At 46.7% G+C, this 25,553-nt stretch carries 29 protein-coding genes, 2 tRNA genes, 1 pseudogene and 1 riboswitch; of the genes and pseudogenes, 19 read left to right on the top strand and 13 right to left on the bottom strand.

Annotated features, from left to right (window positions below):
• Positions 1–72: 72 nt before the first annotated feature.
• The 7 genes from G7Y37_RS06470 to G7Y37_RS06440 all read left to right on the top strand — a co-directional run bounded on the left by G7Y37_RS06470 (position 73) and on the right by G7Y37_RS06440 (position 5,540).
• On the top strand, positions 73–1,143 hold the full coding sequence (locus tag G7Y37_RS06470; RefSeq protein WP_165062659.1) for an iron ABC transporter permease: 1,071 nt from the start codon (positions 73–75) through the stop codon (positions 1,141–1,143).
• Positions 1,140–1,964 carry an ABC transporter ATP-binding protein gene (locus tag G7Y37_RS06465; protein ID WP_165062658.1) on the top strand — a complete coding sequence of 275 codons (825 nt, stop codon included), beginning with the start codon at positions 1,140–1,142 and terminating at the stop codon, positions 1,962–1,964. The genes G7Y37_RS06470 and G7Y37_RS06465 overlap by 4 nt, the downstream gene beginning before the upstream one ends.
• Positions 1,951–3,069 (top strand): ABC transporter substrate-binding protein, encoded by a 1,119-nt coding sequence (locus tag G7Y37_RS06460; protein ID WP_241156041.1) that lies wholly within the window; start codon positions 1,951–1,953, stop codon positions 3,067–3,069. Before G7Y37_RS06465 ends, G7Y37_RS06460 begins: the two co-directional genes overlap by 14 nt.
• Before the next feature lie 333 nt (positions 3,070–3,402).
• Positions 3,403–3,957 carry a hypothetical protein gene (locus G7Y37_RS06455; RefSeq protein WP_165062656.1) on the top strand — a complete coding sequence of 185 codons (555 nt, stop codon included), beginning with the start codon at positions 3,403–3,405 and terminating at the stop codon, positions 3,955–3,957.
• Positions 3,954–4,193, top strand: coding sequence for a hypothetical protein (locus G7Y37_RS06450; protein ID WP_165062655.1), 240 nt, complete (start codon positions 3,954–3,956; stop codon positions 4,191–4,193). The genes G7Y37_RS06455 and G7Y37_RS06450 overlap by 4 nt, the downstream gene beginning before the upstream one ends.
• Before the next feature lie 5 nt (positions 4,194–4,198).
• Positions 4,199–4,921 carry a metallophosphoesterase gene (locus tag G7Y37_RS06445; RefSeq protein WP_165062654.1) on the top strand — a complete coding sequence of 241 codons (723 nt, stop codon included), beginning with the start codon at positions 4,199–4,201 and terminating at the stop codon, positions 4,919–4,921.
• 88 nt (positions 4,922–5,009) lie between these two features.
• Complete coding sequence (locus tag G7Y37_RS06440; protein WP_165062653.1) at positions 5,010–5,540, top strand: metallophosphoesterase family protein; 531 nt, start codon at positions 5,010–5,012, stop codon at positions 5,538–5,540.
• A 218-nt stretch (positions 5,541–5,758) separates the two neighbouring features.
• On the opposite strand, the gene G7Y37_RS06435 is transcribed toward G7Y37_RS06440, so the two are convergent.
• Positions 5,759–5,849 (bottom strand) — tRNA-Ser (locus G7Y37_RS06435).
• 65 nt (positions 5,850–5,914) lie between these two features.
• Between G7Y37_RS06435 and G7Y37_RS06430 the strand changes: the two genes are divergently transcribed.
• The 4 genes from G7Y37_RS06430 to G7Y37_RS06415 all read left to right on the top strand — a co-directional run bounded on the left by G7Y37_RS06430 (position 5,915) and on the right by G7Y37_RS06415 (position 10,059).
• Positions 5,915–7,381, top strand: a complete 1,467-nt coding sequence (locus G7Y37_RS06430; protein ID WP_165062652.1) for a DUF2207 domain-containing protein — start codon at positions 5,915–5,917, stop codon at positions 7,379–7,381.
• Between the two features lies 1 nt (position 7,382).
• Positions 7,383–8,327, top strand: coding sequence for a DMT family transporter (locus G7Y37_RS06425; protein WP_206214118.1), 945 nt, complete (start codon positions 7,383–7,385; stop codon positions 8,325–8,327).
• 90 nt (positions 8,328–8,417) lie between these two features.
• Complete coding sequence (locus G7Y37_RS06420; RefSeq protein ID WP_165062651.1) at positions 8,418–8,945, top strand: shikimate kinase; 528 nt, start codon at positions 8,418–8,420, stop codon at positions 8,943–8,945.
• 28 nt (positions 8,946–8,973) lie between these two features.
• A complete protein-coding gene (locus G7Y37_RS06415; protein ID WP_165062650.1) occupies positions 8,974–10,059 on the top strand; it encodes a DUF4013 domain-containing protein in 1,086 nt (361 codons plus the stop codon).
• A gap of 63 nt (positions 10,060–10,122) precedes the next feature.
• Here G7Y37_RS06415 and G7Y37_RS06410 read toward each other — a convergent pair whose 3' ends face one another.
• From G7Y37_RS06410 to G7Y37_RS06390, 5 genes are all read right to left on the bottom strand, one after another.
• A complete protein-coding gene (locus tag G7Y37_RS06410) occupies positions 10,123–11,052 on the bottom strand; it encodes a SufD family Fe-S cluster assembly protein (RefSeq protein ID WP_165062649.1) in 930 nt (309 codons plus the stop codon).
• Positions 11,053–11,141: 89 nt separating this feature from the next.
• Entirely contained in the window at positions 11,142–11,918 is a 777-nt protein-coding gene (locus tag G7Y37_RS06405) for an ABC transporter ATP-binding protein (RefSeq protein WP_165062648.1), read from the bottom strand.
• 169 nt (positions 11,919–12,087) lie between these two features.
• Positions 12,088–12,162 (bottom strand) — tRNA-Arg (locus G7Y37_RS06400).
• 26 nt (positions 12,163–12,188) lie between these two features.
• The gene (locus tag G7Y37_RS06395; RefSeq protein ID WP_165062647.1) at positions 12,189–12,842 is read right to left on the bottom strand and encodes a LysR family transcriptional regulator substrate-binding protein; all 654 of its coding nucleotides are present in this window, start codon (positions 12,840–12,842) and stop codon (positions 12,189–12,191) included.
• On the bottom strand, positions 12,843–14,183 hold the full coding sequence (locus tag G7Y37_RS06390; protein ID WP_165062646.1) for a phenylacetate--CoA ligase family protein: 1,341 nt from the start codon (positions 14,181–14,183) through the stop codon (positions 12,843–12,845).
• A gap of 263 nt (positions 14,184–14,446) precedes the next feature.
• Between G7Y37_RS06390 and G7Y37_RS06385 the strand changes: the two genes are divergently transcribed.
• The 3 genes and pseudogenes from G7Y37_RS06385 to G7Y37_RS09270 all read left to right on the top strand — a co-directional run.
• Complete coding sequence (locus tag G7Y37_RS06385) at positions 14,447–14,773, top strand: type II toxin-antitoxin system RelB/DinJ family antitoxin (protein ID WP_206214117.1); 327 nt, start codon at positions 14,447–14,449, stop codon at positions 14,771–14,773.
• A complete protein-coding gene (locus G7Y37_RS06380) occupies positions 14,774–15,067 on the top strand; it encodes a type II toxin-antitoxin system YafQ family toxin (RefSeq protein ID WP_165062645.1) in 294 nt (97 codons plus the stop codon).
• Positions 15,068–15,181: pseudogene (locus G7Y37_RS09270) on the top strand (alanine:cation symporter family protein); the annotation flags it as partial. It abuts the gene before it with no gap.
• 113 nt (positions 15,182–15,294) lie between these two features.
• Here the strand turns inward: G7Y37_RS09270 and G7Y37_RS06370 are convergent.
• The 3 genes from G7Y37_RS06370 to G7Y37_RS06365 all read right to left on the bottom strand — a co-directional run bounded on the left by G7Y37_RS06370 (position 15,295) and on the right by G7Y37_RS06365 (position 16,260).
• Positions 15,295–15,573, bottom strand: a complete 279-nt coding sequence (locus G7Y37_RS06370) for a hypothetical protein (RefSeq protein WP_165062644.1) — start codon at positions 15,571–15,573, stop codon at positions 15,295–15,297.
• 185 nt (positions 15,574–15,758) lie between these two features.
• The gene (locus tag G7Y37_RS09135; RefSeq protein ID WP_165253891.1) at positions 15,759–15,962 is read right to left on the bottom strand and encodes a CopG family antitoxin; all 204 of its coding nucleotides are present in this window, start codon (positions 15,960–15,962) and stop codon (positions 15,759–15,761) included.
• Complete coding sequence (locus G7Y37_RS06365) at positions 15,952–16,260, bottom strand: BrnT family toxin (RefSeq protein WP_165062643.1); 309 nt, start codon at positions 16,258–16,260, stop codon at positions 15,952–15,954. Before G7Y37_RS06365 ends, G7Y37_RS09135 begins: the two co-directional genes overlap by 11 nt.
• A gap of 293 nt (positions 16,261–16,553) precedes the next feature.
• Positions 16,554–16,650: riboswitch (glycine riboswitch) on the top strand.
• Positions 16,651–16,742: 92 nt separating this feature from the next.
• On the opposite strand from G7Y37_RS06365, the gene G7Y37_RS06360 reads away from it, so the two are divergent.
• Positions 16,743–18,278, top strand: a complete 1,536-nt coding sequence (locus G7Y37_RS06360; RefSeq protein WP_255463958.1) for a sodium:alanine symporter family protein — start codon at positions 16,743–16,745, stop codon at positions 18,276–18,278.
• Positions 18,279–18,322: 44 nt separating this feature from the next.
• Here the strand turns inward: G7Y37_RS06360 and G7Y37_RS06355 are convergent, their stop codons facing one another.
• The 4 genes from G7Y37_RS06355 to G7Y37_RS06340 form a co-directional block, all read right to left on the bottom strand.
• The gene (locus G7Y37_RS06355) at positions 18,323–18,487 is read right to left on the bottom strand and encodes a hypothetical protein (RefSeq protein ID WP_165062641.1); all 165 of its coding nucleotides are present in this window, start codon (positions 18,485–18,487) and stop codon (positions 18,323–18,325) included.
• 118 nt (positions 18,488–18,605) lie between these two features.
• Complete coding sequence (locus G7Y37_RS06350) at positions 18,606–19,754, bottom strand: PucR family transcriptional regulator (RefSeq protein ID WP_165062640.1); 1,149 nt, start codon at positions 19,752–19,754, stop codon at positions 18,606–18,608.
• A 20-nt stretch (positions 19,755–19,774) separates the two neighbouring features.
• The gene (locus G7Y37_RS06345; RefSeq protein WP_165062639.1) at positions 19,775–20,185 is read right to left on the bottom strand and encodes a type II toxin-antitoxin system VapC family toxin; all 411 of its coding nucleotides are present in this window, start codon (positions 20,183–20,185) and stop codon (positions 19,775–19,777) included.
• A gap of 10 nt (positions 20,186–20,195) precedes the next feature.
• On the bottom strand, positions 20,196–20,561 hold the full coding sequence (locus tag G7Y37_RS06340; RefSeq protein WP_165062638.1) for an argininosuccinate lyase: 366 nt from the start codon (positions 20,559–20,561) through the stop codon (positions 20,196–20,198).
• A gap of 251 nt (positions 20,562–20,812) precedes the next feature.
• Here G7Y37_RS06340 and G7Y37_RS09130 point away from each other — a divergent pair, with 251 nt between their 5' ends.
• The 4 genes from G7Y37_RS09130 (at position 20,813) to G7Y37_RS06320 (ending at position 25,532) form a co-directional block, all read left to right on the top strand.
• Complete coding sequence (locus G7Y37_RS09130) at positions 20,813–21,619, top strand: helix-turn-helix domain-containing protein (protein ID WP_206214115.1); 807 nt, start codon at positions 20,813–20,815, stop codon at positions 21,617–21,619.
• A gap of 5 nt (positions 21,620–21,624) precedes the next feature.
• Positions 21,625–22,524, top strand: a complete 900-nt coding sequence (locus tag G7Y37_RS06330; protein WP_165062637.1) for a DUF4097 family beta strand repeat-containing protein — start codon at positions 21,625–21,627, stop codon at positions 22,522–22,524.
• Between the two features lie 83 nt (positions 22,525–22,607).
• Positions 22,608–24,437 carry an ABC transporter ATP-binding protein gene (locus G7Y37_RS06325; protein WP_165062636.1) on the top strand — a complete coding sequence of 610 codons (1,830 nt, stop codon included), beginning with the start codon at positions 22,608–22,610 and terminating at the stop codon, positions 24,435–24,437.
• A gap of 105 nt (positions 24,438–24,542) precedes the next feature.
• On the top strand, positions 24,543–25,532 hold the full coding sequence (locus G7Y37_RS06320) for a homocysteine S-methyltransferase family protein (RefSeq protein WP_165062635.1): 990 nt from the start codon (positions 24,543–24,545) through the stop codon (positions 25,530–25,532).
• Positions 25,533–25,553 lie beyond the last annotated feature (21 nt).

Genomic DNA, 25,553 nt, shown 5'->3' with positions numbered 1-25,553 from the left:
AATTTTCTCTTTTGAAATATCTATAAATGAGTATAATACTTATATTAGATTAATCCCTTGTAAGGATAATACATGCAAACCCAGTCTGCCGAAAAGAAGCATGGCAAGGAAGTTGAGGTCTGTAAGCGCCGCTCTAAGTTGAGTACGCATGCCGATGTCATCATTCTCGGACTGGCTATCTTCATGGTGATGCTTGCCGCCATCTCGCTCATGCTGGGAAGATACCCTATCGACCCCGGTCAGGCAGTTGCAATGCTGATTAGCTGCATCATTCCGCTAGATGTAACTTGGACAGAGCAGCAGTCCACTCTTTTCTTTAATGTGCGTCTCCCTCGCATCTTGCTCGCACTTATGGTGGGCTGCTGTCTTTCTGTTGCTGGCGCCGCATACCAAGGCACCTTCCAAAACCCGCTGGTTTCACCAGATATTCTAGGCGCAAGCCAAGGAGCTGCATTTGGTGCAGCTATCGCGATCCTGCTAGGTTTTACCGCTGCAGTGGTATCGGTGTCCGCTTTCTGCTTTGCGCTCCTTACCGTATTGATAGTTCTGCTGATAAGCGCTCGCGCAAAGGGAAACCATATGATGGTGGTAGTGCTTGCAGGAGTCATGGTAAGCTCGCTTTTTCAAGCGGCTGTTTCGTACTGCAAACTGGTTGCCGATCCTTCTGATGAACTTGCCGATATCACATACTGGCTAATGGGAAGCCTTACCGGCGCGAAGATGTCGCAGGTGGCAACCGTGTTCCCAATCCTATTCATCGGATGTGCGGTTCTTTTCGCATTGCGTTGGCGAATTAACATCCTTACCATGGGCGACGACGAGGCATCCACAATGGGAGTGAACGCCCGTCGCATCCGAATTGTCGTTATAGTTTCCGCCACATTCCTTACGGCGGCATGCGTATCCGTCACTGGCACGATTGGCTGGGTCGGACTCGTCATTCCACATCTTTGTCGCATGCTTGTCGGCGCCGACTATCGCAAGCTAATCCCAGCATCCATGCTAATGGGCGCAGGCTTTCTCCTGCTTGTTGACGATATCGCACGCCTAGCAACTACCGCCGAAATCCCAATCGGCATCCTCACCGCATTTGTCGGCGCACCATTCTTCCTCTATCTCATTACTAGAAGGAAGCGCATATGAGCATATCGGTGAAGAATCTTACGTTCGCATACAGCAACCATGAGGTACTGCACGACCTGACGTTCGACATCCCCGATGGCACGCTTGTGAACGTGCTCGGACCAAACGGCGTAGGAAAGTCCACCTTGTTCCGCTGCATCTTGGGTCTAAACAGCAATTACGATGGCATAATCGAAGTGAATGGCAAGAACATCAAGAATCTTTCTATTCGCGAGCGCGCCAAAGAAGTGTCATACATTCCGCAGTCGCACGCACCCGTATACGACTACGAAGTGCTCGATGTAGTGCTCATGGCAACCGGCGCCGATCTGAAAATGCTAAGTAATCCCGGCTGCAGCCAGCGTAGCCGTGCGTATGAAGCGCTAGAACGCGTCGGTATTGAGAATTTCGCGCATCGCATGTACACGCATCTTTCTGGCGGCGAACAGCAGCTCGTCTTAGTGGCGCGAGCGCTCGCGCAGAATGCAAACACCATCGTTATGGACGAACCCACAAGTGCACTTGATTACGGGAACACCATGCGCGTGCTCTCATGCGTTCGACAGCTTGCTCGAGAAGGCCTCTCAATCGTGCAATCAACCCACAATCCCGACCACGCATTCCTCTATTCCGACAAAACACTTGTCATCAAAGAGGGTCGCGTAGCCGCTTACGGCTCTCCATATAACGTCATTACGTCGAAGCTTATCAGCGGTCTTTACAGCATAGATGTAGAGGTCAATTCCCTTTATGGCGACAAGGTACGCGTGTGCGTGCCCGTTAAAGAGATAAAACGCAATCGAGAAGAAATTGGAAAGGATGGGATCGATGCGAATATCTAAGAAGTCAGTTTTGAGAGGGGCGACCGCGCTGCTGTGCGTCGGTGCACTATGTATGGGAACCGTTGCTCTCGCAGGCTGCACATCAAACAATCAGGCATCCAGCAGCCAAGCAGTTCAGGCGCAGCCAGAAACGCGTATGTTCACAGATTCACTTGGGCGCGAGGTGGAGCTGCCGGCGAACATCGAGAGGATATGTCCATCGGGTCATACCGCACAGCAGGTTCTACTCACCATGGCGCCGGACAAGATGGTAGGTCTATCTCAGCCGCTTAGCGATGACCAGCTCGCTATCTTCGGTGAAAAGTTCAAGGATTACCCGGTCTTCGGTGCAGTACTCGGTGCGAAGGACGACCTCAATCGCGAGGCGGTTGCCGCCGCTGATCCGCAGGTCATCATCGACACTGGCGAAGCAAAGAAGGACACGCAGGAAAGCCTTGATGCGCTTCAGGAGCAGCTCGGCATCCCCGTCGTTTTCGTTGAGGCTTATCTCGAAGACTACGGCGCAGCTTACAAAACGCTCGGCGAACTTCTCGGAATGGAAGAGCGCGGCAACGAGCTTTCCAAATATTGCACCCGCGTTTATGACGAAGTGAAGAGCACGATGGACACAATCCCCGAATCTGAACGTGTAAACATGGCATATCTACTTGGCGAGAACGGGCTAAACGCCATTGCAAAGACTTCCTTCCAAGCGCAGGTCATTGACATGGTTGCGAATAATGTAGTTGTAGTAGACGATGTTTCCGGTAAGGGCAATGGCAACGAAGTCAGCCTTGAGCAAATTGCTGTTTGGAATCCGGAGTTGATTATCTTCCAAAAAGGCAGCATCTACGACACTGTAGGCAGCGATCCGGCATGGAGTGGCATCGCAGCCATCGCCAACAACAATTTCTATGAAGTACCGAACAATCCATGGTGCTGGATGAACAATCCCCCCACCGTGAATCAGTTGATGGGCATGCAGTGGCTGCCTCGCCTGCTCTATCCTGACAAGTTCAACAACAGCATCGAAGACGTTACGAAAGCTTACTACAAGACGATGTACAACAAAGACCTTACAGATGCTGAATTGAGTGAGATTTTGCAAGGAGCGCTTCCTCGCTAAAGTGGCAAAAGCGCAATAAGTTCTATTGTTTTCTCCTCTCTCATGAAGAGATCGGCGTAAGCCGATCTCTTCATTTTTTACAAAAAAGCACAACAAGGCGATTGATAAGGAAATGGCTTTGTTCTACATTATCAGCGAATACCGCAATTTCTTCGAGCGCTGTTGGGATTGTGGTGGAGGAATAAGGATTTCCCTGCTAGTCCTGCAAGGAAAAGCGCCGTTCACCTTGCAGGATGCTGGGTGGTTTAGTTGAGTGCGCATCCTTTGGCAACGTTCTTGGCATCTATCGAGAATGTAACTCCATCAATAGGAGGCTTGTTGAAAGGGTTGGTTATGACTTCTGTTCAATTTAAGCGTTCCGGTGAATGTGAAGTGGTTTTCGCCTATCCCGGTACGGGCAAGACCTATGCAGGTGGTTTTGACGGCGTGCTTGATGCGAGGATTGGTCGATTCAAGTACAAGAAGCCTATATGCGCTCATTCCCTGCTTGAAGCGGAGAGGTTGAAGGCTTCGCCTTGCTGCGAGAGCGACATATGCGACGAGTGGCCGATGAACTACTATCACTATTTGTCCGAGGTTCAGCGAAGCAGTGAGTACCGCTTCGTTCTCGCGCCGCCTATTATTCCTGTGATGGTTACTTTTGAAGCAGAATGCTTCAATGGCGGTTACCAGCCTTACACGCTGGTCTATCCCCGTGCGGATTTGGCCGATGAGTATTTGCAGCGATACAAGGACAGGGGAAATGCGCAGTCCTTCATCGAGGTTTTTTATGGTGACTTCGCCTATTTCATAACGTACTACGAGTCTATGAACCCGACAAAGCGTGTCGTTCTCGGAAGCGGACAATATGTCAGTGACTACATAGAAGGGTCGTTGGTGGGAGCATGAATAAGGTCAACATCGCGATGGACGAGCATGGCAACCTTTTTGTTCACGACGATGTGAGTGACAAGGTGTATAGCATGAAAGACCTGCCATATGAGATGCATCGTCGGGAGGTTGAACGCTTGGAGGACTTCATTGCAGAAGCCGTAGCCCTCCGTGATACCGGGAAGGGTCGATATCCCAATTTGCTTGAGGAGTTAGATGACTATCTGGCGAGTTTGCCTGACTGCTCCGATTGACCGTCATGGCTGTCTATCTCACTGGCGATACCCACGGCATGGTCGGAAGCGAGGACTTCGACCGCTTCGAGGTCTGGAACTTCCCCGAGGGCGCGGAGTTGACGAGGGATGATTGTCTGATTGTCCTCGGCGATTTTGGGATGCCCTCGGACTTGTTTGATAGCGACCATGATTTGCGCTCCTTGGCGGCTAAGCCTTGGACCACCCTTTTCATCGACGGCAACCATGAGCGCTTCGACTATCTCAATCATCTAAAAGTTGAGAAATGGCATGGTGGAGCGGTTCACCGTTATCCGAGATACGAGAATATTGTCCATCTCATGCGCGGTGAGGTCTACGACATAGGCGGTTATTCGTTCTTCTGCATGGGCGGTGCGCAGTCGATAGACAAGGCGATACAGCAGAGTTGGGGGACATGGTTCCCAGAGGAAATACCGGACGAAGCTGAATACGCCAATGCGAGGAAGAACCTTGCTCGTTGCGATTGGCGCATCGATTTCGTCCTCTCGCACACCTGTGCGACGCGCTATCTCGCAGAAGCCATAGGCGATAAGGGCTTTATTGGCGTTGGTGCTGTCAGCGACAAACTGACGGACTTCTTGGACGAGTTAGAGGACAAGCTGCAATATAGGCATTGGTTCTGCGGCCATTTTCACAGAGACTGCGACATAAACAGCCGCCATACTGTTCTTTATCGTTCCATTGTTGACCTCGAAGATTATTTGTAGATGCGGTTTATCGGGTTGATAATGGGTTGTCTTCTCGTCTCGGCGAGGGTTTCGAGGATTGGGCTTAGGGGTTTTAAGGTCGGTTGCTATGACGGTATTCTTTACAAGTGATTTGCATTTAGGGCATCGGGCGGTGTTGGATATTTGCTCTCGTCCATTCTGTGATGTTAAGGATATGAACGCGCAGTTGATTGAGAACATCAATCGCCGTGTGGCTGTCAGTGATACGTTGTGGATCTTAGGAAATGTTTCGTACCGGATTAGCCGCCGTGAAGCAGAGAAGTGGTTGCAGCGTATTAAGTGCAGAGATATACGACTTTTGAGGGGCAATCACGATAGGGATTGGACGGACAGCAATATCTTCACCGAGGTTAGCGACTACAGAGAGTTGAGATTAGACGGTCGGCGCATCTGCCTTATGCATTATCCGATTACCCAATGGAACGGCATGCATTATGGCTCGATTCATTTGCATGGGCATAGCCATAACGGGTCTGAATATAATCTTTCGAACATGGAGAAAAGGCGTATGATTTGGGATGTTGGCGTTGATACCAATGATTATGCGCCTGTTAGCTGGGAAGATATCAGAAATGCGTTGATGGTGGATGTTGGCTAAATGAGTATTTGAAAATGCGCTTCTAGCTGGGCGAACTTTGAGAAACGGTGCTTTTTGTGTTGCCAATAGTGTTACCACGAATTTGGCGGTTTTGTGGCTGCTTCGTTTTTGGGAGCATTTTGGGAACAACCGAACGAAAATCAGCGTTTTTCAAGTTATACGAGTTGGGTGAGATAAAAGAAACGCCTGTATAGTGCTGTTCGCGAAATAGGTAGGTCTGGCGGAGGAGTAGGGATTCGAACCCTAGAAGCCCTTTTGGGGCTTACTCACTTAGCAGGCGAGCACCTTCGGCCTCTCGGTCACTCCTCCGCATGTAACCCTGCATGTTACCCGAGCAAAGCCTGCGGGTCAATAAACTACGCTGCATGTTTATAATGAAACCATTACAAAACTTCACAAACGGAGAACGCAGAGAAACATTGGGTCCTAACTTCGACATATTGAAAGCAACCATAACAACAGCGCTGACAGCAGCGCTTGCGCTAATGCTTTCGCTCGCCATGCCGCTCTCCGCTATAGCAGCAGAGCCCGCCTTAGAAAACCCCAGCGTAGACATAACCGCCCAAGTGCAAACAACAGGCACTATGCACATAATTGAACATCGCGTATTCGCGTTCAACGGCGAATACGACACATTACGCTGGTCGTTCACCGGCTTCCCCGAAGACGCAAAAATAAACGTATCCTCAGTTCGCATGGCGAAAGTTAATGAAGAAAACACCGTCGAAGGCGATTGGATTACGCTCTCTCAAGTAACTTTTAATTCCGATTGGCGCGAAGCCGTTAAAGATTCCGGCGGAAACATGAAAAAAGAATACGCCGATTCGCAAACACCCCAAAAAACAGGCGAAAGCGCGCCTGTCTTCCCCGCAGATAACTCATGGGCATTAGACGATCGCCAACATGCGCTATATGCTTTCTTCCAACCCACCACCAACCGTACAATTTTTGAAATAGACTACTCAGTTGAAAATGCAATAGCCGCCTATGACGATGTGGCAGAAATATATTGGGATTACGCCCCCGCACGCAATGACACAGAAACGCATAATCTTATAGCAACGGTGCAGCTACCAGTTCCGGAAAGCGCCACCATAACCCCGGACAAAACAGTACTAGCTTGGGGACACGGAGCAATCGGCGAATTCGATATAGGAACAGACGGCACCATTACCTACAAAGTGCCATACATTCCAAAGGGACAATACGCAAACGCACATATTATTTTTCCGGTAACGTGGCTACCAAATCTGACGGTAGAAGCAAAGCAAGCCTATTCGGGCACACGGTTAGACAATGCCCGCACCGAAGAAGAATCGTGGACCGACACTTGGAGCAACAATGTCGTAAATACGCTAAGTATGAATATAGCCGCATTGGCTGTATGCGCTGCAGCGCTAATTGCATCGGGCGCAACATACATGGTGCTTGGTCGCGAAAAACATCGCGACAAACTGCCCGCGCTAACCGATGCAGAAATAGCATCAATAACCTCCGACAGCGAAATGCTAGCGCGCTTTAACTCGTGGAATCATATAGCCGAAAACGAAATCAATCCCGACAACACAACAAAACGCCTGCAAGAAGCCAACTTATTTGACATGCGCAGCTTCAAAGCTCAGAAAGTGCTTGCCATTGTCGCCTTGGTATTCATAGCGCTTTCCGCAATCGCAGCTATCGTATTTGGGAATTGGCTAACATTTGCCGCATTCCTTATTACTGGAATATGTATAGGCGTGTGCGCAAACTACATACCAAGACGCACGCCAAAAGGCACAGCTTTAGCCTTGGCGCTGGAAAATGCCACCGACCAGCAAAGCGCCAAATTGGGTGATTCATAATATGTCGCGCATGCAGCCCCTGCCTCCATTTGTATATAAACTAATGTGCGCCGCCGCCGCACTTATTTGGGGCAGCTCGTTTGTGGTCATGAAAGACACCATAGACGCTTTCCCACCCTCATGGTTAATTGGCGTGCGCTTCCTGCTCACAGCACTTTTGCTGACACTTGTGTTTGCGAAGCGCATGCGACACGCCTTAAACGCAGAATCGCTGCGCGCAGGCTCTATTTTAGGTGCGCTAATTTTTGCGGCATACTGGGCTCAAACAGTGGGACTGAACTTTACCACCCCGGGCAAAAATGCTTTTCTAACCGATATTTATTGTGTGCTGGTACCATTCATGTTCTGGTTCGTTACCCGCAAGCGCCCAACACGCTACAATCTTGCAGCTGCAGCATTGTGCATAACCGGCGTGGGATTTGTGTCGCTTTCAGGCGATACGCTATCAGTGGGATTCGGCGATTTCATGACAATAATAGGCGGCTTTTTCTTCGGCGCACACATTGTAGCTACCGCCGTGCTTGCAAAAAATCGCGACGCAATTGTGCTAACCGTCTATCAGTTTTGGGTTAGCGGAGCACTAGGCATTGTAGTGGGCGCAGCCACTGAACCCATGCCCAACTTCGCTGCCATACCGCCTGCATATTTTGCAAACATGGCATATCTAATTGTTGCTTGCACCTGCGTAGCTATGGTTTTTCAAAACACAGCCCTAAAATATATCCACCCGTCACAAGCCTCGCTGCTTCTGTCGCTTGAATCGGTGTTCGGAGTTGCTTTCAGCGTAGCGCTATATGGAGAAACTCTTACAGTGCCGTTAGTTATAGGTTTTGTCCTTATCTTCTGCGCTATAGTGCTGTCTGAAGCCTTTCCGCTAAAAAAGCCGTCACGGAAAACTAACGTTTCGATTTCAGAAAATCCAAACTGTTTAGAAAGGTCAAAATAACGTGTAATATTGACCATGCGTGAAATCGCAAAACCGTCGCGCAACAATAACGGGAAGAAACACAGAACGCGCATACTGAAGGAGGGCAGAATGCACGAGAATTCCACCGAGCAAACTCGCAATAACATAGTGCTTATAGGCATGCCCGGTGTAGGGAAATCTACTATCGGAGTTGTGTTGGCGAAAATTCTGAACTACGAATTCGTTGACGCCGATCTTATAATTCAGCAGCGCTGCGACAAAACCTTGCAACGATTGATTGACACGCTGGGTCCTGATGGATTTATAGAGGTTGAAGGCAAAGTTTTGGCAGATCTGGAATTTAAGCGCGCTATTATTTCTACAGGGGGTTCGGCTATATATTCGCACGAAGGTATGCAGCATTTGGCAAAAAACGGTCGCGTAGTCTACCTTAAAGTTGAATTAGAAGAGTTGGAAAGCCGCTTCCCCGGCTTTGATGAGCGCGGTGTTGTTATGCGTCGTGCGCGCGGGATGAGTCTTGCCGATTTATACGAAGAGCGCATACCGCTGTACGAAAAATATGCAGATATAACAGTTAACGTTGATGGACTTTCCATAACGGAAGCAGCCGATAAGGTGATAAAGGCGCTGCAATAGCGCCCGCAACTATAAAAGGAGAAGTACTATGTTCTGTCCAAAATGCGGAAAAGAAAACCCAGATGGCAATGCAGTTTGCTATAGCTGTAGCGCGGAATTGCCAAAACCGGCAAATGCGGAGGCGCAAACGCCGCAACAACCTGCAGCGCAGGCAGCAGCGCAAGCACAGCCTGCCGCCGCACAACCGCAATCGCAGCCGCAGGCAGCAGCTGCACAGCAGCCAACTGCACAACCGCAGCCACAACCCACCGCGCAAGCAACATATCAGCAACCCGCTGCACAGGTTTACAAGAAAGGCTGCATATCTAGCGCATGGGATGATATAAAACACAGCGAGGGCTGGTTTGGTCACACACTGTTGCTTGGGCTTATTAACATAGTCCCCATTCTTAACTGGATTGTTCCCGGTTATTGCATGCGTTGGGCTCGCCAACTTCCCATGGGAAAAATAGCACCTATGCCGAAGGGTATTTTCGTAAACCGTGGCTTTGTAAACGGCGCATTCTGGTTCTTGCTGTCGTTAGTATTTGGTCTAGTAGGTAGCATCGTAGCCGGAATATTGAGCATAGTACCTCTGCTGGGCTGGATCGCCGGCATTGCTATAGCCTTTTTCGTAGAAATGTTTCTGGATGCGGCACTCATGCGCACCGCGCTGGCTGACAGACTAGGCGCAGGTTTTGACTTTAGCGCCATATGGACAGCATTTAAGCGCAGCCCCGGATCGCTTTTATGCATAAGCATTGTGCCTGCTCTTATCATAGCGGCGTGCGTGTGCGTTATAACGGTTGTTATCATAGGAATAGCAGCCCTGTTTGTAGGCGGCGACATTATGAGCCTTGCCATGACTAGCTACTATAGCGATGCTTATTCTTACAGCGGATATTACTCACCTGAAAGCTATTACACACCCGAAATTATAGCTGCAGCTTTAGCAATAATTGGCACGTTGATTCCAGCTATTCTAATTTGCTACATCATTGGATGCTTTGCCACTGCATTCCAATACTTGTTAACGTTCCGCGCTCTTGGTCATTGGACCGCACGCTATGCAAGCGACTGGATTACCGATCCCACAGTTTCTGCCAGCGCAAACACTCATCCCGACCAAGTTTAGGCTATCAAATACAGACTCACAAACCAACGAAGCCCCTCTAACACAGAGGGGCTTTTAGTTTGGTTAATTCAAGAAGTCGTCAAGTATTTCCTGTTCAGCTTCTTCTTCCGTAAGACCTAGTGTTGTCAGTTTAACTATTTGATCGCCAGCTATTTTACCTATGGCTGCTTCATGTACTAGCATGGCATCTTCACTAGCAGCTTCTATTCCCGGAATAGCTTTAACCTTTGCGTTTCCCATAATTATGGCATCGCATTGCACATGCCCGCGGCATGCCGTCTCGCCTATTACTAGCGGGTTGAACACCTGAACTGAATTGTCTTGCGCTACCGAGCGCGATATAACCTGCACACTGGAGTCTTCGCCTTTAAGTTCTACTTTCATATTCGAAGTGGCTGTCTGATTGTCGTGCGTAAGCAGTTTTTCCGTTAGCACCAACTTAGCTCCGGCAGCAAGTTCAGCGTTGGTGTCGCGCACGGTAGATGTAACCCCGCGCAGCTGTACCAACTCCATTTCGCATTGGGAACCTTCCTCCATTATTACGTTGGTAACAGGATTCAAGATGCGCTCTCCCGTACCTTCGCCTTCGCCGTAGTGTTTTTCAATATAACGTACACGTGAATTTTTTCCGCAATAAAAAGTGTGTATGCCGTCGTGTTCGGACGCTTCGTCGCCAGAATTATGAATGCCACATCCGGCTATTATATTTACGTCGCAGTCGTCTCCAATGTAGAAGGTGTTGTACACCACATCTTTCACGCCCGCCATAGTTACTATGACTGGAATATGTACAGTTTCTCCGCGCGTACCGGGTGCAATATGTATATCTATGCCGGGGTGGTCGGTCTTGGTGGATATCTCTATGTTTGCCGACGAATGGCGCTCCACCAATTCGCCATCTTTACGAATGTTGACCGCGCCTTTTGGCATGCCGTGTATGTTGGCTATTTCTGCTAAAAGATTCATATCTATAGATGAAAGCTCATTAGCCATTTTTTCTCCTTATGTAGAAACTACGTTGGTCAATTAATTGCGAATTTTGATTGTGCTGCTTCTGTCTTCGCCTTTTCTTCCGCCTTCGCCTAGCAAGTGGTAGGAATTTCGGTTAGATGCAGCTCGGTAGGTTCGGTTAACTGGCAGCCGTTCATTCCTTTTGAGATAAGACCAAGTTTGGGAATTATTTCGCTGGGTGTGCCGGTTTCGCTTACTTTGCCATCCGCCAGTACCATTATTTCGTCTGCCAGCTGAATTATGCGTTCCTGATGCGAAATTATCACAATAGAACGTCCGCCTTTAGCTTCGTGTATGTCGCGGAATGTCTCGGTAAGACGGTCGAAGCTCCATAGGTCTATGCCAGCTTCTGGCTCGTCATAAATGGCAAGTTTCGGGTCGCGTGCCAAAATGGTGGCTATTTCAATACGCTTCACTTCGCCACCTGACAGACTTTTATCCACTTCGCGCGTTAAATAGCTGGCTGAGCACAGACCAACTTTCGATAGATATTCGTTGCACGCTAACATAGGCAGCTTTTTGCCCGATGCTATATCTAGCAGCTTTTTCACTTTCATACCTTTGAAGCGCGCAGGCTGCTGAAAAGCGTAACCAATGCCCAAGCGGGCACGTTCGGTAACTGACATGCCGGTTATATCTTCACCATTGAATAGAATTGTGCCCGAAGTGGGCTTTTCAATACCCATTATTAGCTTAGCTAGGGTAGATTTGCCGCCACCATTCGGACCAGTTATAACTATGAATTTGTCGTCGTTTACTGTAAGCGACAAGTTGTCAATAATGCGCTTCTTTTCGCCAGTGCCGTTTGTAGCAGGCACTTCAAATACAAGATCTTTTATCTCTAGCACCGTTTTTCCTTGCGTCCATGTGCGCCCACATTTGCCGACGCACGCTACCATTTATTGATGTCATACTATCAATCAAAAGCAGGAATGCAAGGTGGTTTTTTATAACAAAAAATGAACAGAAATTTGTGCAATTTAGCGGTTCATGTTCAGTATTGCGAAATGAAGGAAATGGTGCCCCTGACAGGAATCGAACCTGCACACCCGGTTTAGGAGACCAGTGCTCTATCCATTGAGCTACAGGGGCACGCAAACAATTCTATCATGCATGCGCTACGACCGAGCGTAAAGAGCCAGCCCTCTCGTTAGTTTATCCACATATCGATGCCCCGTTTCGCTAAGTGGTTCGTCTGTGCGACACACATAGCCCAAATGAAGCTTCACATCTGTTTCCAACTCCACTGTAGTTAAGCTTGAGCCATCGGCAATTCCCACCAATATTCCGCTTGTTACGGTGTAGCCATTTAGCGCAGTAGCAAGTTCGGAAAGCGAAGCGCGGTCGGTGCATTTCACAACTTTGTTTCGCGCAACGCCAGCAAGTGCTTCTTCTGCGAATGCAAGTGGCGCATCGTCGCCTTGATCAAAGCAGATGTAGGGCCAACCCGATAAATCGTTAAGCGAAAGTTTGGAAGCGTTTGAAAGCGGATGGCTTACCGGCAATGCAACGCGAGGTGCACTTTCTGCCAGTTTTACAAATTGTAGCCCCGCATCGGCTATAGCTGCATCAAGTTCAGCTGCCGTATCGCTTGTTTGCACTATAACACCTAGCTCGCTTGTGCCATTTGCCACGTCTTCCAAAACGCCAGCCGTGGTGCGGTCACGCAGCGCATACGAATATTCATCACCGCCCAGCGACAATATAGTGTGGGCAAACGCTTGTACACTGAACAAATAATGCTGCTGAGAAATTGAAAAAGTAACAGACATTTACTTTGCCTTCCTTTCATCTACAAATCGCGAAGCTTTGTGTTCGCTGGAAGTTCCCAGCTTGCCAGCATCGTACACCAACACCTTTGCCGGGCGCACGCCAGTGTGCGCTTTTAATGCGCCTTCCACGCGGCGCGCCACTTCGTCAAACGGCTCATCAGAACCCTGCGCACGCTCTACCGACACTTCATAGCGCGTTGTGAAATTTTCGTCGTATACGCGAATGCTGTATTCGCCGGTAAGTCCACGTTCGGCGCGTACAACGTATTCAATATCTGTTGGGAACACATTTACTGCGCCCACAATAAACATCTCGTCTTTGCGTCCAGTTATATGGATGCGCGCTAGCGTGCGCCCGCATTCGCACTTGTCGTTAGAGACATAGCCGATATCGCCTGTGCGGAAACGAATCATTGGACGCGCTTTCTTGCACAGCGTTGTGTATACCAGTTCGCCCATTTCGCCCGGTTGCAAAATCTCTCCTGTAGCTGGGTCTACCGTTTCTACCAGTATCTGGTCTTCCACAATGTGCAAACCGTCCTTCGCTTCGCACATAGCTGCACAGGCGCCATATATGTCAGACAGACCGAAGAAATCTACAACTTTTGCACCCCAAAGGTTTTCAATGGCTTCGCGTGTACTTTTAATAGAGCCGCCCGGCTCTCCCGCCACAATAATGGTGTGAATATTGAAGTCGGTACGCGGGTCGAAGCCTTTTTCTTTGGCTTTTTCGCCAAGCGTCCACGCATACGATGGCGATGTCCAGATAATTGTAGGCTGGTACTGCTTCAGCACAAACAGAAGGCGGTCGCTAGGAACGGCACCCACCCAAATAGCCAGCGCACCTAGTCGCTGTGCACCTATTACGTCGGGTCCGCCTACGTATAGCGCGAAGTTCAGTCCATGAACGTAGCGATCGTTCGGGCGCATGCCCGCTTGCCAAAACAGGCGCGCTTCGGTGTCTTGCCACAGGTCGAAGTCTTCCTGCGTGAAAGGGCTTACTGTAGGTACGCCCGTGCTGCCGCTACTTGTTGCCATGAAGATTACGTCTTCTTCGGGTACGCTGCACATTTCGCCGAAGAAGCTACCTACATGTTGCGTGTCGCGTTCTGTTTTCTTGTCGATAAATGGAAGTTTCTGAATATCAGCAAGCGTTTTGATGTCTTCAGGGCACACGCCAGCTTCGTCGAATGAGCGCTTGTAGTAGACGGTATTTTCGTATGCGTACTTCACCATTTGCTGCAAGCGTTCAAGTTGCATGGCTTCTAGCTGTGGGCGTGGCATGCATTCTATTTCTGGATCGTAGTATTTTTGATCGTATGGAATATGCTTTTTTGCCATGTTGTCTCCTGTTTCTTAGAAGTGCGTTTACTGCGTTGGTCGGTGTTATTTTTTGGTGCGGCGCAGCGTTATTTATGAAACCAAAAAAGGTTGTCTTTCACAATACAATTAGCTTCGCTAAGTTCAGATAGCGCGCTATTAGAAAAACCGATGGCAGCAGCTAGCGATTTATTTTTCAATTACCTCGTTGCTTTAGCAAACAGGTTGGTATTAGCCCTACCCGCAGCTATGGTTAAAGATGTTTGATAGGGAGCTGTTGGAAAATGTTTGCACACGTGATACAATATATAACACATGCAAACATATTGAATCGAGACATTATGACTACAACTTATGCCGTGCGAATAGATGAAGATATCAAAAACGAGGCTTCGAAAGTTGCAAAATATTATGGCTTAGACTTAGCTACTGCCACTAGAGCTTTCTGGACGCAAATGGCTCATACCAAAAGCATCCCGCTCTATTTTGTTAGCGAAGAGCCAAACGAAGAGAGCATGCAAGCCATCCGTGATACCGACAAAATGATAGCAACCGGTAGCGCTGAGGTATATAACTCTGCAGAAGAGTTATTCGAAGCTTTAGGAATATAAATGAATCTTCGTGCATCATACTCACCTATCTTTTATAGAGACGTAAAGCGCAATAAGAAAAAACACCGAGACATGAAGCGTCTTAAAGAATGCATATTTCTTATACTGGAAAACACTGTCGAATCGCGTGAAGAGCTTAAACGGCATCACAATATGCATACGTTGTCTGGCGCTTGGGCTGGTTCAAACGAATGTCATATTTGTAACGCCGGAGACTGGTTACTGGTCTGGCGCGAAGCTGACGGCATAGCCTATTTCCAGCGCACCGGAACACACGAAGACATATTTCGCTAAATGCTGAAAAACGAAAAAGGCGGTAAGGGTGAAGTTAGTAGCTTCGCAGCGTTATGCACAGCACTATCAGCCACTATCGGCACGGGAAACATTGTTGGCGTAGCAACCGCAATCAACAGTGATTCCACAAGGTGTCTTAAGTGAAATTGACTGTTGCAGGTATCATTTTCAATATGATATCTGCAACACCATATCTAACGAGTGGTAGAAAAATCATATTCTATTTGCTAAATATTTTTAGAGATAATTTCTGCGAGCTCGTCACTACATCTATTCAAAAATTTAAGACTTCTGGAAATAACCTTGACTTGCTTCTTTGAACTCAGTTCAATTGTACTCACATCGTTATCTTTAACTTCGTCGATAGTATTAGGTGCTTCTAGGATGGCAATAGGAGAATCTTCTTGTTTAATGGATTCAAGTTGTATCTCTATTTGTAAGATTTTTTCATTGAGCATTGATTTGACTCGTTTTACTGAATCAATATCTGAATACCAAAGATTCATCTTTTCTGGCTGAAATTACCGAAGTTGCGTTCAATGCTTTATCAACCGAATGCGGCTTATCATATATAGGCGAGTAGAAGAGTTAAAATGGAAAACTATCGTAAGAATGCACGAGATTCTACAGTTTCCCGATCAAACTAAAAGCAAAGTTTCAGTGTGTTTCGAAGTCTCGCACTTCTCTATATTTAAACGAACTCGACGTGCTTTTCTTGTCTGGCGCACTGAACAAGATACATATTGATTAGTCGCTGATAGGGTATGCCCGTACGGTCGGCTTCTCGCTTGAAGTAGTCGATCGCATAGGTATCGAGATTCAGTGTTACTGGACGCCGCAATTTGTCTATATAAGGATTAGGGCGCGCCTTCGAGAGATCGTATTCAGCTTTCATTGCGATACCTCCAATAGCTGTTCTCTTCGTTTTTTGTTGCCTTGCGAGCAGAAATAATCCGAATCACCTCATTGGTCTGACGGTAACAATGGCATACCGTCAGAACATGAGCAACGGCGCTAACGCCAACGATAATGAATCTTTCCTCGTCGTAGGAATGTGGCTCGTCATCGACCACGATTGCATACGGATCATAGAATACCGTAGATGCTTCCGTAAAAGAGACACCATGTTTCTTTTGGTTCGATTCCGCCTTGGCATCATCCCATTCGAATGTTATAAATGCATATTTAATCATATTTATACTATATGTATTTATATGTATATAGTCAATATATCAGGACATGCAAAACGGTGCCCGAATAACACCGTCGAATCGCGTGAAGAGCTTAAACGGCATCACAATATGCATACGTTGTCTGGAGCTTGGGCTGGTTCAAAAAAGCCCAACAGCCCCACTCACCCCGCCATAAAGAACGGCTATTGTTAATTCAATGTTACGTTCTAGACGCACGCTTAACAGCATGCTTATAATTGACGCTGCATAGCGCACCCCGCTGAAACGTCTTGAATCGCCAAGAAACAGGACGCGAAGGGGCCTCTGGAGAATCCCACGGAAGTGGGTGCCGAAGGGGCAAGGCAGAAAGCATCTGCTGAAACTCTCAGGCAAAAGGACAGAGCAGCGCACAAGCTTTAGCTTCGCGCGCGCAGCGTTCTCTCTACGCTTTCCTTCATATTTATGGGCTGCGCAAAATGCGCAAACAGGTTGAAGGAGAAGACGTGGAAACATTCGATAATATCTTGGCTATCATAGATGACTTTGTCTGGGGTGTACCTTTAATGGTACTTATCCTATTCGGCGGCTTACTATTAACTGTAAGGCTGAAAGGCTTGCAGTTTTCGCAGCTACCACGCGCTTTGCGCTACATGCTGAAAAACGAAAAGGGTGGCAAGGGTGAAGTTAGCAGCTTCGCAGCGTTATGCACAGCTCTATCAGCCACTATCGGTACGGGAAACATTGTTGGCGTAGCAACCGCAATCGTTGCTGGCGGTCCGGGCGCTTTGTTCTGGATGTGGCTAGCTGCTTTATTTGGCATGGCTACCAAATATTCCGAAGGATTGCTGGCTATTAAATTCCGCAGCATTCGTAAAGATGGTCATGTGTTAGGCGGTCCGTTTTACTATATTGAGCGCGGCATGGGTTCACGTTGGAAATGGCTTGCGAAACTGTTTGCGTTCTTTGGACTATGTGCTGGACTTATGGGCATCGGAACAATCACTCAAGTAAACTCTATTACCGGCGCTATTACGAATTTCTTCGACCCTAATAACACAGCTACTGTAATGCTATTTGGCATGGAATATTCTTGGGCTGTTGTTATAAGTTCTCTTGTGTTGGCGCTTCTTGTTGGTCTTGTGCTTGTAGGCGGACTGCGCCGCATTGCTAGCGTGTCAGAAAAGGTAATACCTACAATGGTAATTATCTATGTGGTATTTTCTCTGATACTAATTTTTGCCAACATAACCGAATTGCCAGCAGCATTCGTAACTATTTTTGAAAGTGCATTTGGTCTACAGGCGGCAGCTGGCGGCATGCTAGGTGCCATTATAATTGCCATGCAGAAGGGCATTGCTCGCGGTATTTTCTCTAATGAAGCCGGTTTGGGTTCCGCCCCTATCGCCGCTGCCGCAGCACGTACTAACGAGCCCGTGCGCCAAGGTCTTATTTCTATGACCGGTACTTTCCTAGATACCATAATAGTCTGCAGCATGACAGGTCTTGCAATCGTTATGTCAGGCGCTTATCTAACACCGGGTTTGGAAGGCGCCGGTGTCACTATAGCGGCGTTCCAAAGTGGCATGAGTTTTATTGATGGAACAATTGTGTCGTTTATTTTAATGCTGTGCTTAGCGTTATTTGGATTTACCACCATACTTGGATGGGATTATTACGGCGAACGCTGTTTAGAGTATTTCACCAACGGCTCTATGATAGCTGTTAAGGTGTACCGCTGGCTTTACATTGCTGCCGTATTCATTGGTCCATATCTAACCGTTTCTGCTGTATGGACTATTGCCGACATCTTTAATGCTTGTATGGCTGTACCAAATATGATTGCTCTTATTGTGCTGTCTGGTGTGGTTGCACGCGAAACTCAAAGCTACTTTAGCCGGCTTAAAGCTGCAAATGGCATAGAAGCTAATATGACACCGCGCCCCAGCGACGAAGCCGACTGGAAAGTACCTTATGAAGATACTCTTTCACGCGAAGCAATGCCTGAAGCTGATGAATTATCTGAACCGGCTAAAGCCTAAAACAAATTTGGAATAAAAGTTTGAATGCGCCTATTAAACAATGCCTATTTTTTAATAGGCATTGTTGACGCAGAAGCTACAGCACAAACAGCACTGTCGGAATAATCGCGCATATTCAAATTCTTTAGTCTGGTAAGAAGTTCGAAGCAATACTGCTTTTCTAGTCCACTAAGATTTTCTATCATCTCTAAAGTCTTTTTGCTTAACACGCTTACTTCCTTTCTCTATCTAGCGTGGAAGCAATATTAGTTGCATATGTTTCTTTATGGTTTGTACGAACGAACACAATTTGTTAATGCTATTTGTACAATCGTACAAATATAACTTTTAGACTAAAAACACCAACATAAGAAAATACGCGAGTTCGCGGTCAGATGCGTCTTCCATATTTAGTACTGCTTTCAGTTTATGTAGCCTGTAGCGCACTGTATTTCGATGCTGGAATAGTGCTTCGGCAGTTGCACGCACATCTCCACGTGCTGCGGCAAAAGCTTCAGCTGTACCCAATAAATTAGAATCGCTCTTTTCGTCCTGATCTTGCAGCATTTGCTTGTAGAGTTCACATGTACTAGATATAAGCCTATCGCTCTGGGCTGCTTTTTTGAAAGCGGATACACCCATAGCTGCCCAACGCACAATAGGCTGCTTGCCGGGCTTCGCATTTTCTAGCGCAGCAAACGCTTCACGTACTGCCAAGTCGCCTTCACTAAGCGGTAATTCTTCACTAATGCCACCGACTAGCCGCCCATGAGGCTGCAAAAGCTGCATGAATTCCGATTCGGTTTGAATGGAAAATGCCGCCGGAGGTCGGTTGTATGTCACCAGCACTATAGCGCAATCGTGATATCGAAACACACTTGCTGTTTCTACGCGCTCCCATTCTCTTTTAATAAATGTTGTAACACCTACCAACTCGTCTATCTGAGCATATAGCGATGCTTCATCACCATTAATTGGGCGCAGTACAGCACATTGCACAGTAGAGCCTGACGCTTTAATTGCTTGATAAAAAACCTCGCGAATACTTTCAGGAGTACGACTTTGCAAAAGCCCATCAATTAAACGTGCGATATCGGAATCTATCTTGTCACGCTCGAGCAGCTTCATCCCCTGAAAAATTATTTGCTCGTAATATTCACCCTCGTAAACTATTAGCGGCGTTCCCGACTTGTTGCTAGCTTTCTTAATAGCGTCGGTTATGGGAATACCATACACATTACGTATCGCCATCGCTGCCAAATCGCGCGACAACATAGCACAGAGCGAACGCTCAGCCAATTCGTAATTGTCTCGCGCAAACCCTAAGTTTGAAACAATAAATTCGCCCGGTCGATAATCGCTATACGCATCTTCTGCTACAGCTGCATCTACTATCCCCATGTTCCAAACTTTGCGCTGCGAAAGCAAAAAGCTACCACCCAACAAATCCCATTTGTGAAAAGCAGGTAATGCCAATATGTCAGCAACAGTTATCATTCTTACTAGTAAATATCTTTTTAGAACTCTTCATCCAAATACACACAATTTACTTTATTTTTTACACAAATTTCTTGCAGCTTCTTATCAAGTGTAAAAAGCGTAGCATTATTCCGACGTGCAAGCACAAAATAAAATATATCGTACGAAGAGTGTTGGTTGTGTACAGCCTCTGCCGTAACCTCGTCCCACATATCTTCGCAATTGACAAATCCGTCTACTAAGCCACACGCATTTCTTCCGAAGTCCATAGCCGTTTTAATATCTGTATTTTTGAACTGAATATAATTTCTCACAATATTCGATACTTCATATACAAAAAGGTCGGGGGCTATTACTTCTTCATTGTCCAAAATAAGAGCTTGAAGCGCTTTTCCCTCATCAGTATTTTTGACTATATTGATGGCTGCATTGCTGTCGAGAACTATCATCGTTTCATCCTTAAATGTAGTCGTCGTAAGAAACCTCGATACCAAGTGGCTCCATAATCCGTTTATCTCTTTCATAGTGCCCCATTCTGTTTATTTCGGCGGCATCAGGTAAATCTTTAGGAAGCTTCTTACTGAGCTCTTCTATTTCAGCAAACAAAGCTTTGCGTTTTTCAATACGGCGAATTCGTTCCGCATCCGTTTCTACATCAAACGTCTTTTTTTTCACAGAAGAGAATACGGAAAACTTGCGTCTATTTAGCATTTCCTCAACAGCTTTTATAGTTTGTTGTGCCATGCTGCGATGTTCACGAGCAGCGCATTTTTTTAGATCTTCGTACAAATCGGCAGGAAAATCTCGCACTTGCAATGCTGGCATGATGCCTCCTTTTTATTAAATGCATCTTGCATGTATTATACATATGTTCTATTATTATGCAAGCAGGTTCATGCATAATGAATTAATATTGCATGTATGCTAAAAGTATTGTTTTACCAGCGCAAATTAACAATGCAACTAACAGTTGCAAAGAAATTTAAAAATGACTACTGAAATTTCTTACGCAACCCGCATTGCTACTACATACTCGAAAGGCAGATAGTATGACAGCCAACAAACGAGGGAATTTTATGAGCTACGAGTTTGCTGACCGACTAATAGAACTGCGACGTTCGCAGGATTTAAGTCAGGAAGAACTAGCTAAGAAGCTAGGATTATCGCGCCAAGCTATTTCGAAATGGGAAAGAGCGGAATCAGCTCCAGACATAGGAAATCTAGTCGCGCTTTCTGAATTGTACGAAATATCGCTAGACGATTTAGTTCGCGGAATTGCGCCAGAAGTCGAGTCTGAAACAGAAGCAAAAACAAAAGCTGAAGCTGAAGCAGAAACTGCAACGGAAAACTCACCAGAAACGAAACAGCCCGAGAAATCAGTCGAAGATGCGCCAGCACTAAATGAAACATCAACGCCAACAGAAGCTAATGCAGCAATCAGCGAAAATGAAGCAGCCGCAGAAGAAATTGCTTCACCTAAAACCACTATTGAAGATTTCCAAGAAAGCGCACCGAGTTTGCAACCTAACGCATACCAACAAGCATACGGCGCAGCACCTCAAGCTGCATCTGGTTCCAGCATGAACACGAACACTCAATCTGTTCCGGCTTCAGAAATTCCCGTAGCGCCAAATTCATCTGCTGAAACCATCGCGCCAAATACTGCAGACGTAGATGCGCAAAAAACCAGCCGCGCATGGCGAATTTTTCCCTATCCGCTGCTCTGTATAGTTATTTATTTGTTCCTCGGGTTTTTCTGCGGCTTATGGCATCCGGGATGGATCGTATTTTTAACCATACCTTTCTATTACTGGGTGGTTAGCCTTATATTGCACGATCCAAACTATAAAGCCACTCATCAAACCACTCAGGATAAAAGGTAGTTCACATGACAAAACTAACAAAAGCCACCTATGTAAAAATATCTCTTGTTATATTGCTTTGTCTTGTACTGTGTGGCGGCATTTTTAGTTGCAGCGTAGGCTGTTCGCACGCCTTCCAGCAATTCAACAAACATTTCATGACTGAATTTGATGCAGCTCAATTTGAAAATCTGGGCAGCGCTAACATAAACGCTGACGACATAAAAAATATTGAACTGCAATGGTTGGCTGGCGCAGTAGATGTTGTTTTAGATGAAAGCAACTCTAACGAAATCGTGTTAAGCGAAACGTCTTCATCAAGAATGCCAGAGCGCCAAAAAATGCGCTGGCGCGTACATAACAATACGCTGCAAGTTGCATATGGTTGGGAACAATCATGGCTGGTGGGTTGTTCAGCTACGTCGCATAAGAATCTAACCCTTACTATTCCCAAAACACTTGGCGAACACTTAGACTCCTTCACTTTACAAGCTGCATCCGGCACCTATAACCTTGGATCTATCGGCTGCGATTCTCTTAAAATTGACTTAGCAAGCGGAAATGTAAATAGCGAAAAACTGCGTGCTAACAAATTACAAATAAACGTGGCTAGCGGCGATGCAAATATACGCGGAGTTTTCTCCCAACTTGTTGACTTGGATATAGCCAGTGGAGGTATCAATTTAACTTGTCTTCAAGAGTGCCCCTCTAACGCCAATTTGCAAATAGCTAGCGGCAACGTAGACATGACATTACCCACAGATAGCAGTTTCTTGGCTACAGTAGATAAAATGTCAGGTTCTTTCACTTGCAATTTCCCCACAAATAGCACGCAGCAAAACGATAATGTTTACAAAGTTGGAAGCGGAAAGAGCAATTTCAATGTATTCATAGCCAGCGGACGAGTAACCTTCAATCAGGCTTAGGGTAAACAAGTTGGTAGCATTATCGCTCACAACATATCAATTCACTACCAGTTTGGCATGCACTTGAGGTTATACTAGCGTGCATGAATAGCACTAGAAACAATCACTCTGCAACACGCCGCACGCTGCACTATTTTTGGATAGCCACACGTAATCACTTGGGGTATTTTGTAGCGCTGCTATTGTCTACAATTGGTTTTGTTGGGTTTCTAACATATGGAAACCCATATGTTATGAGCCTAATTGTAGACCGCGTAGCGGAAGGTTCAGTAGCATCCGATCAGGTCTTTTCTGTGTTTGGACCTTATATTACAGCGCTAATATTAATTAACGTCTGCGGTCAAACATGCAGCAAACTTCAAGATTACGTTTCTTGGAAACTGCAAATAGCCGTGAATTACGACCTTGCTACTATGGCATTTGACGCACTGTCGAATCAGTCTATGTCGTTTCATTCCAGCCGCTTCGGTGGCACACTTGTAAGCCAAACTTCGAAATTTATGAGCGCCTACACGTTGCTAATAAATACTATCGTGTTTCCTTTCTTGCCGGTTTGCTGCTCTGTAACTTTCACCTGCCTACTATTGTTACCACTTGTGCCGGTATACGTGGGTATATTGATGGTGTTATTGGTTATATACGCCAGCGTGTCTTACTTGATGTACAAACGCATCTTGCATCTGAATGAAAAAGCTGCTGCCGCACAAAACAGATTGTCAGGTGAATTATCAGATGCAGTTACCAATATCTTGGCAGTAAAGACTTGTGGTCGCGAAGATTACGAACGCGAACTATTCGACACGGCAAATCGCGATGTTGTGCGCCGCGATTCAAAACGCATGAAATCATCTATTGCGCGCGGTGTTATAACCGCATGCATTACTGTGGTAATTATGAGTATAGTTACCGTATTCATAGCCGGCGGCAATGCGTGGTTTGGAATTTCAGCCGGCACATTAGTAATGATGTTCACCTATACATACACACTTACAAATCAGTTCAACTTTATAAATACTGGACTGCAGCGGTTGAATCAGGTGTTTGGTGACGCAAGTGGCATGACCGCCGTACTAGATGAGCCACGCCTTGTGGCTGATAAACCCAACGCAAAGCCGCTTGTAGTAAAGCAAGGCACCATAGATTTTTGCAACATCGGATTCAGCTATACCGATGGTGGCGCAGAAACAGTAGTGTTCGACGATTTCAACCTACATATTCCCGCAGGTGAACGTGTGGGCTTGGTCGGCATGAGCGGCGCTGGAAAAACCACACTAACTAAGCTTTTACTGCGCTTGGCTGACATTCAAAAAGGAAAGATATTAATAGATGGTCAAAGCGTAGCCGACGTAACGCAGCAAAGCCTGCGACGTAATATCGCATATGTGCCTCAAGAAGCCATGCTGTTTCATCGCACCATCGCCGAAAATATTGCTTACGGACGCCCCGACGCTAGTGCAGAGGAAATACGCGCAGCAGCAAAAAGAGCTAACGCATTGGAATTTATAGAACGGCTTCCTCAGGGTTTTGACACACTTACTGGCGAACGCGGTGTAAAACTTTCCGGTGGACAACGCCAACGCATAGCCATAGCGCGCGCCATGCTAGCCGACGCACCAATTCTTGTTTTAGACGAAGCCACTAGCGCACTAGACAGCGAAAGTGAAGCATTAGTACAAGACGCATTGCGCAAATTGATGGCTAATCGCACTACCATTGTGGTTGCACATCGCCTATCCACTGTTGCCAGCTTAGACCGCATAGTGGTGCTAAGCCATGGACAAATTGTGGAAGATGGTCCGCATGCCGACTTAGTAAAAGCCGGTGGAGAATATTCAAATTTATGGAACCGTCAAACTGGAGCTTTTGAAGATAGCGAAACGAACAACACACGCAATGTTGAGTTTGATATGTAAAGATTGGCATGCCATGCAAGATTGCTGCTAGATTCATACCAGATTCCTGCTAGATTGTACTGTTGTGCATAATTTAGCTGAAGTCGTAAGACAAGGTGGAAATATATGGCTGATATACAACTGCGATTCCATAAAGATATGCTTGTTCTATCTGAACCGATTATGACCGGGCTGGAAAAACTAGGATTAAACGTAGCGCGCGACGGCGAGCTAACCTTGCTCCTAGAACCTGAAGTGTTCGAAGAAGCATATAAACTTGACATGCTGACTGGTGTTCAATGCTTAATAGCACCTACAGCAACCTTAACACCAGCCCGACTTACTCATACAAACATGCGCGAACGTGCACAAGAGCTGGCGCATACAGCAATTCGCATAATGCAAGCACAAAAACCACAACATATTTTGGTAGAAATAGGACCATGCGGACTTCCGTTGGATGCTTCATCGAAAGCATCTCTAAATGAAAACTGCGATCAATACAAACGAGCAGCCCTACTGTTCGAAAACGAAACGTTCGATGCCTTTTTCCTAAATGGTTTTACACGCATAACCGATCTAAAATGCGCACTAATAGGCATGCGCAAGGTAAGCGATACCCCTATTCTGGCATCTGTCAACATAGATGCACAAGGTCTTTTACCCAGCGGCGAAACAATACTAGACGCAGTAGCTGTTATGGCTGAATACGGAGCCCAAACAGCAGGGTTCCAAACAAGTGCACCTATATCCGATGCCTGTCGCATAGCTTCTAGCATTCGCCAAGCAATCTGTTTGCCTATACTGACACAGCTGTACGTTTCACACCACAACGAAGATCAAACCGTGCCAACACCTGAAAACCCGTATTACGATGCCGAAACTATGGTAGATGCCGCCGATGCCCTGCGCGAAAGCGGCGTGCAATTCCTGCGCGCAACCGGAGAAGCCACACCTGCATACACCGGCGCTTTAGTGGCTGCCACCGACGACTTAGACGCAATACTTTTATCCGGCACAACTGTTACGCGCAATGCTGAAAACATGCCCCCTGTTGAAGACATTGCCACTCAGTTGCGCGAAAAAGTAGCCAAGGCTATAAACAATTTGACCTGATTGAAAACATTACAAACAGAA

It is taken from the genome of Adlercreutzia sp. ZJ154, assembly GCF_011039055.1.
In the GTDB taxonomy this organism is placed as follows: Bacteria; Actinomycetota; Coriobacteriia; order Coriobacteriales; family Eggerthellaceae; genus Adlercreutzia_A.
This window is presented reverse-complemented; position numbering and strand designations above follow the sequence as displayed.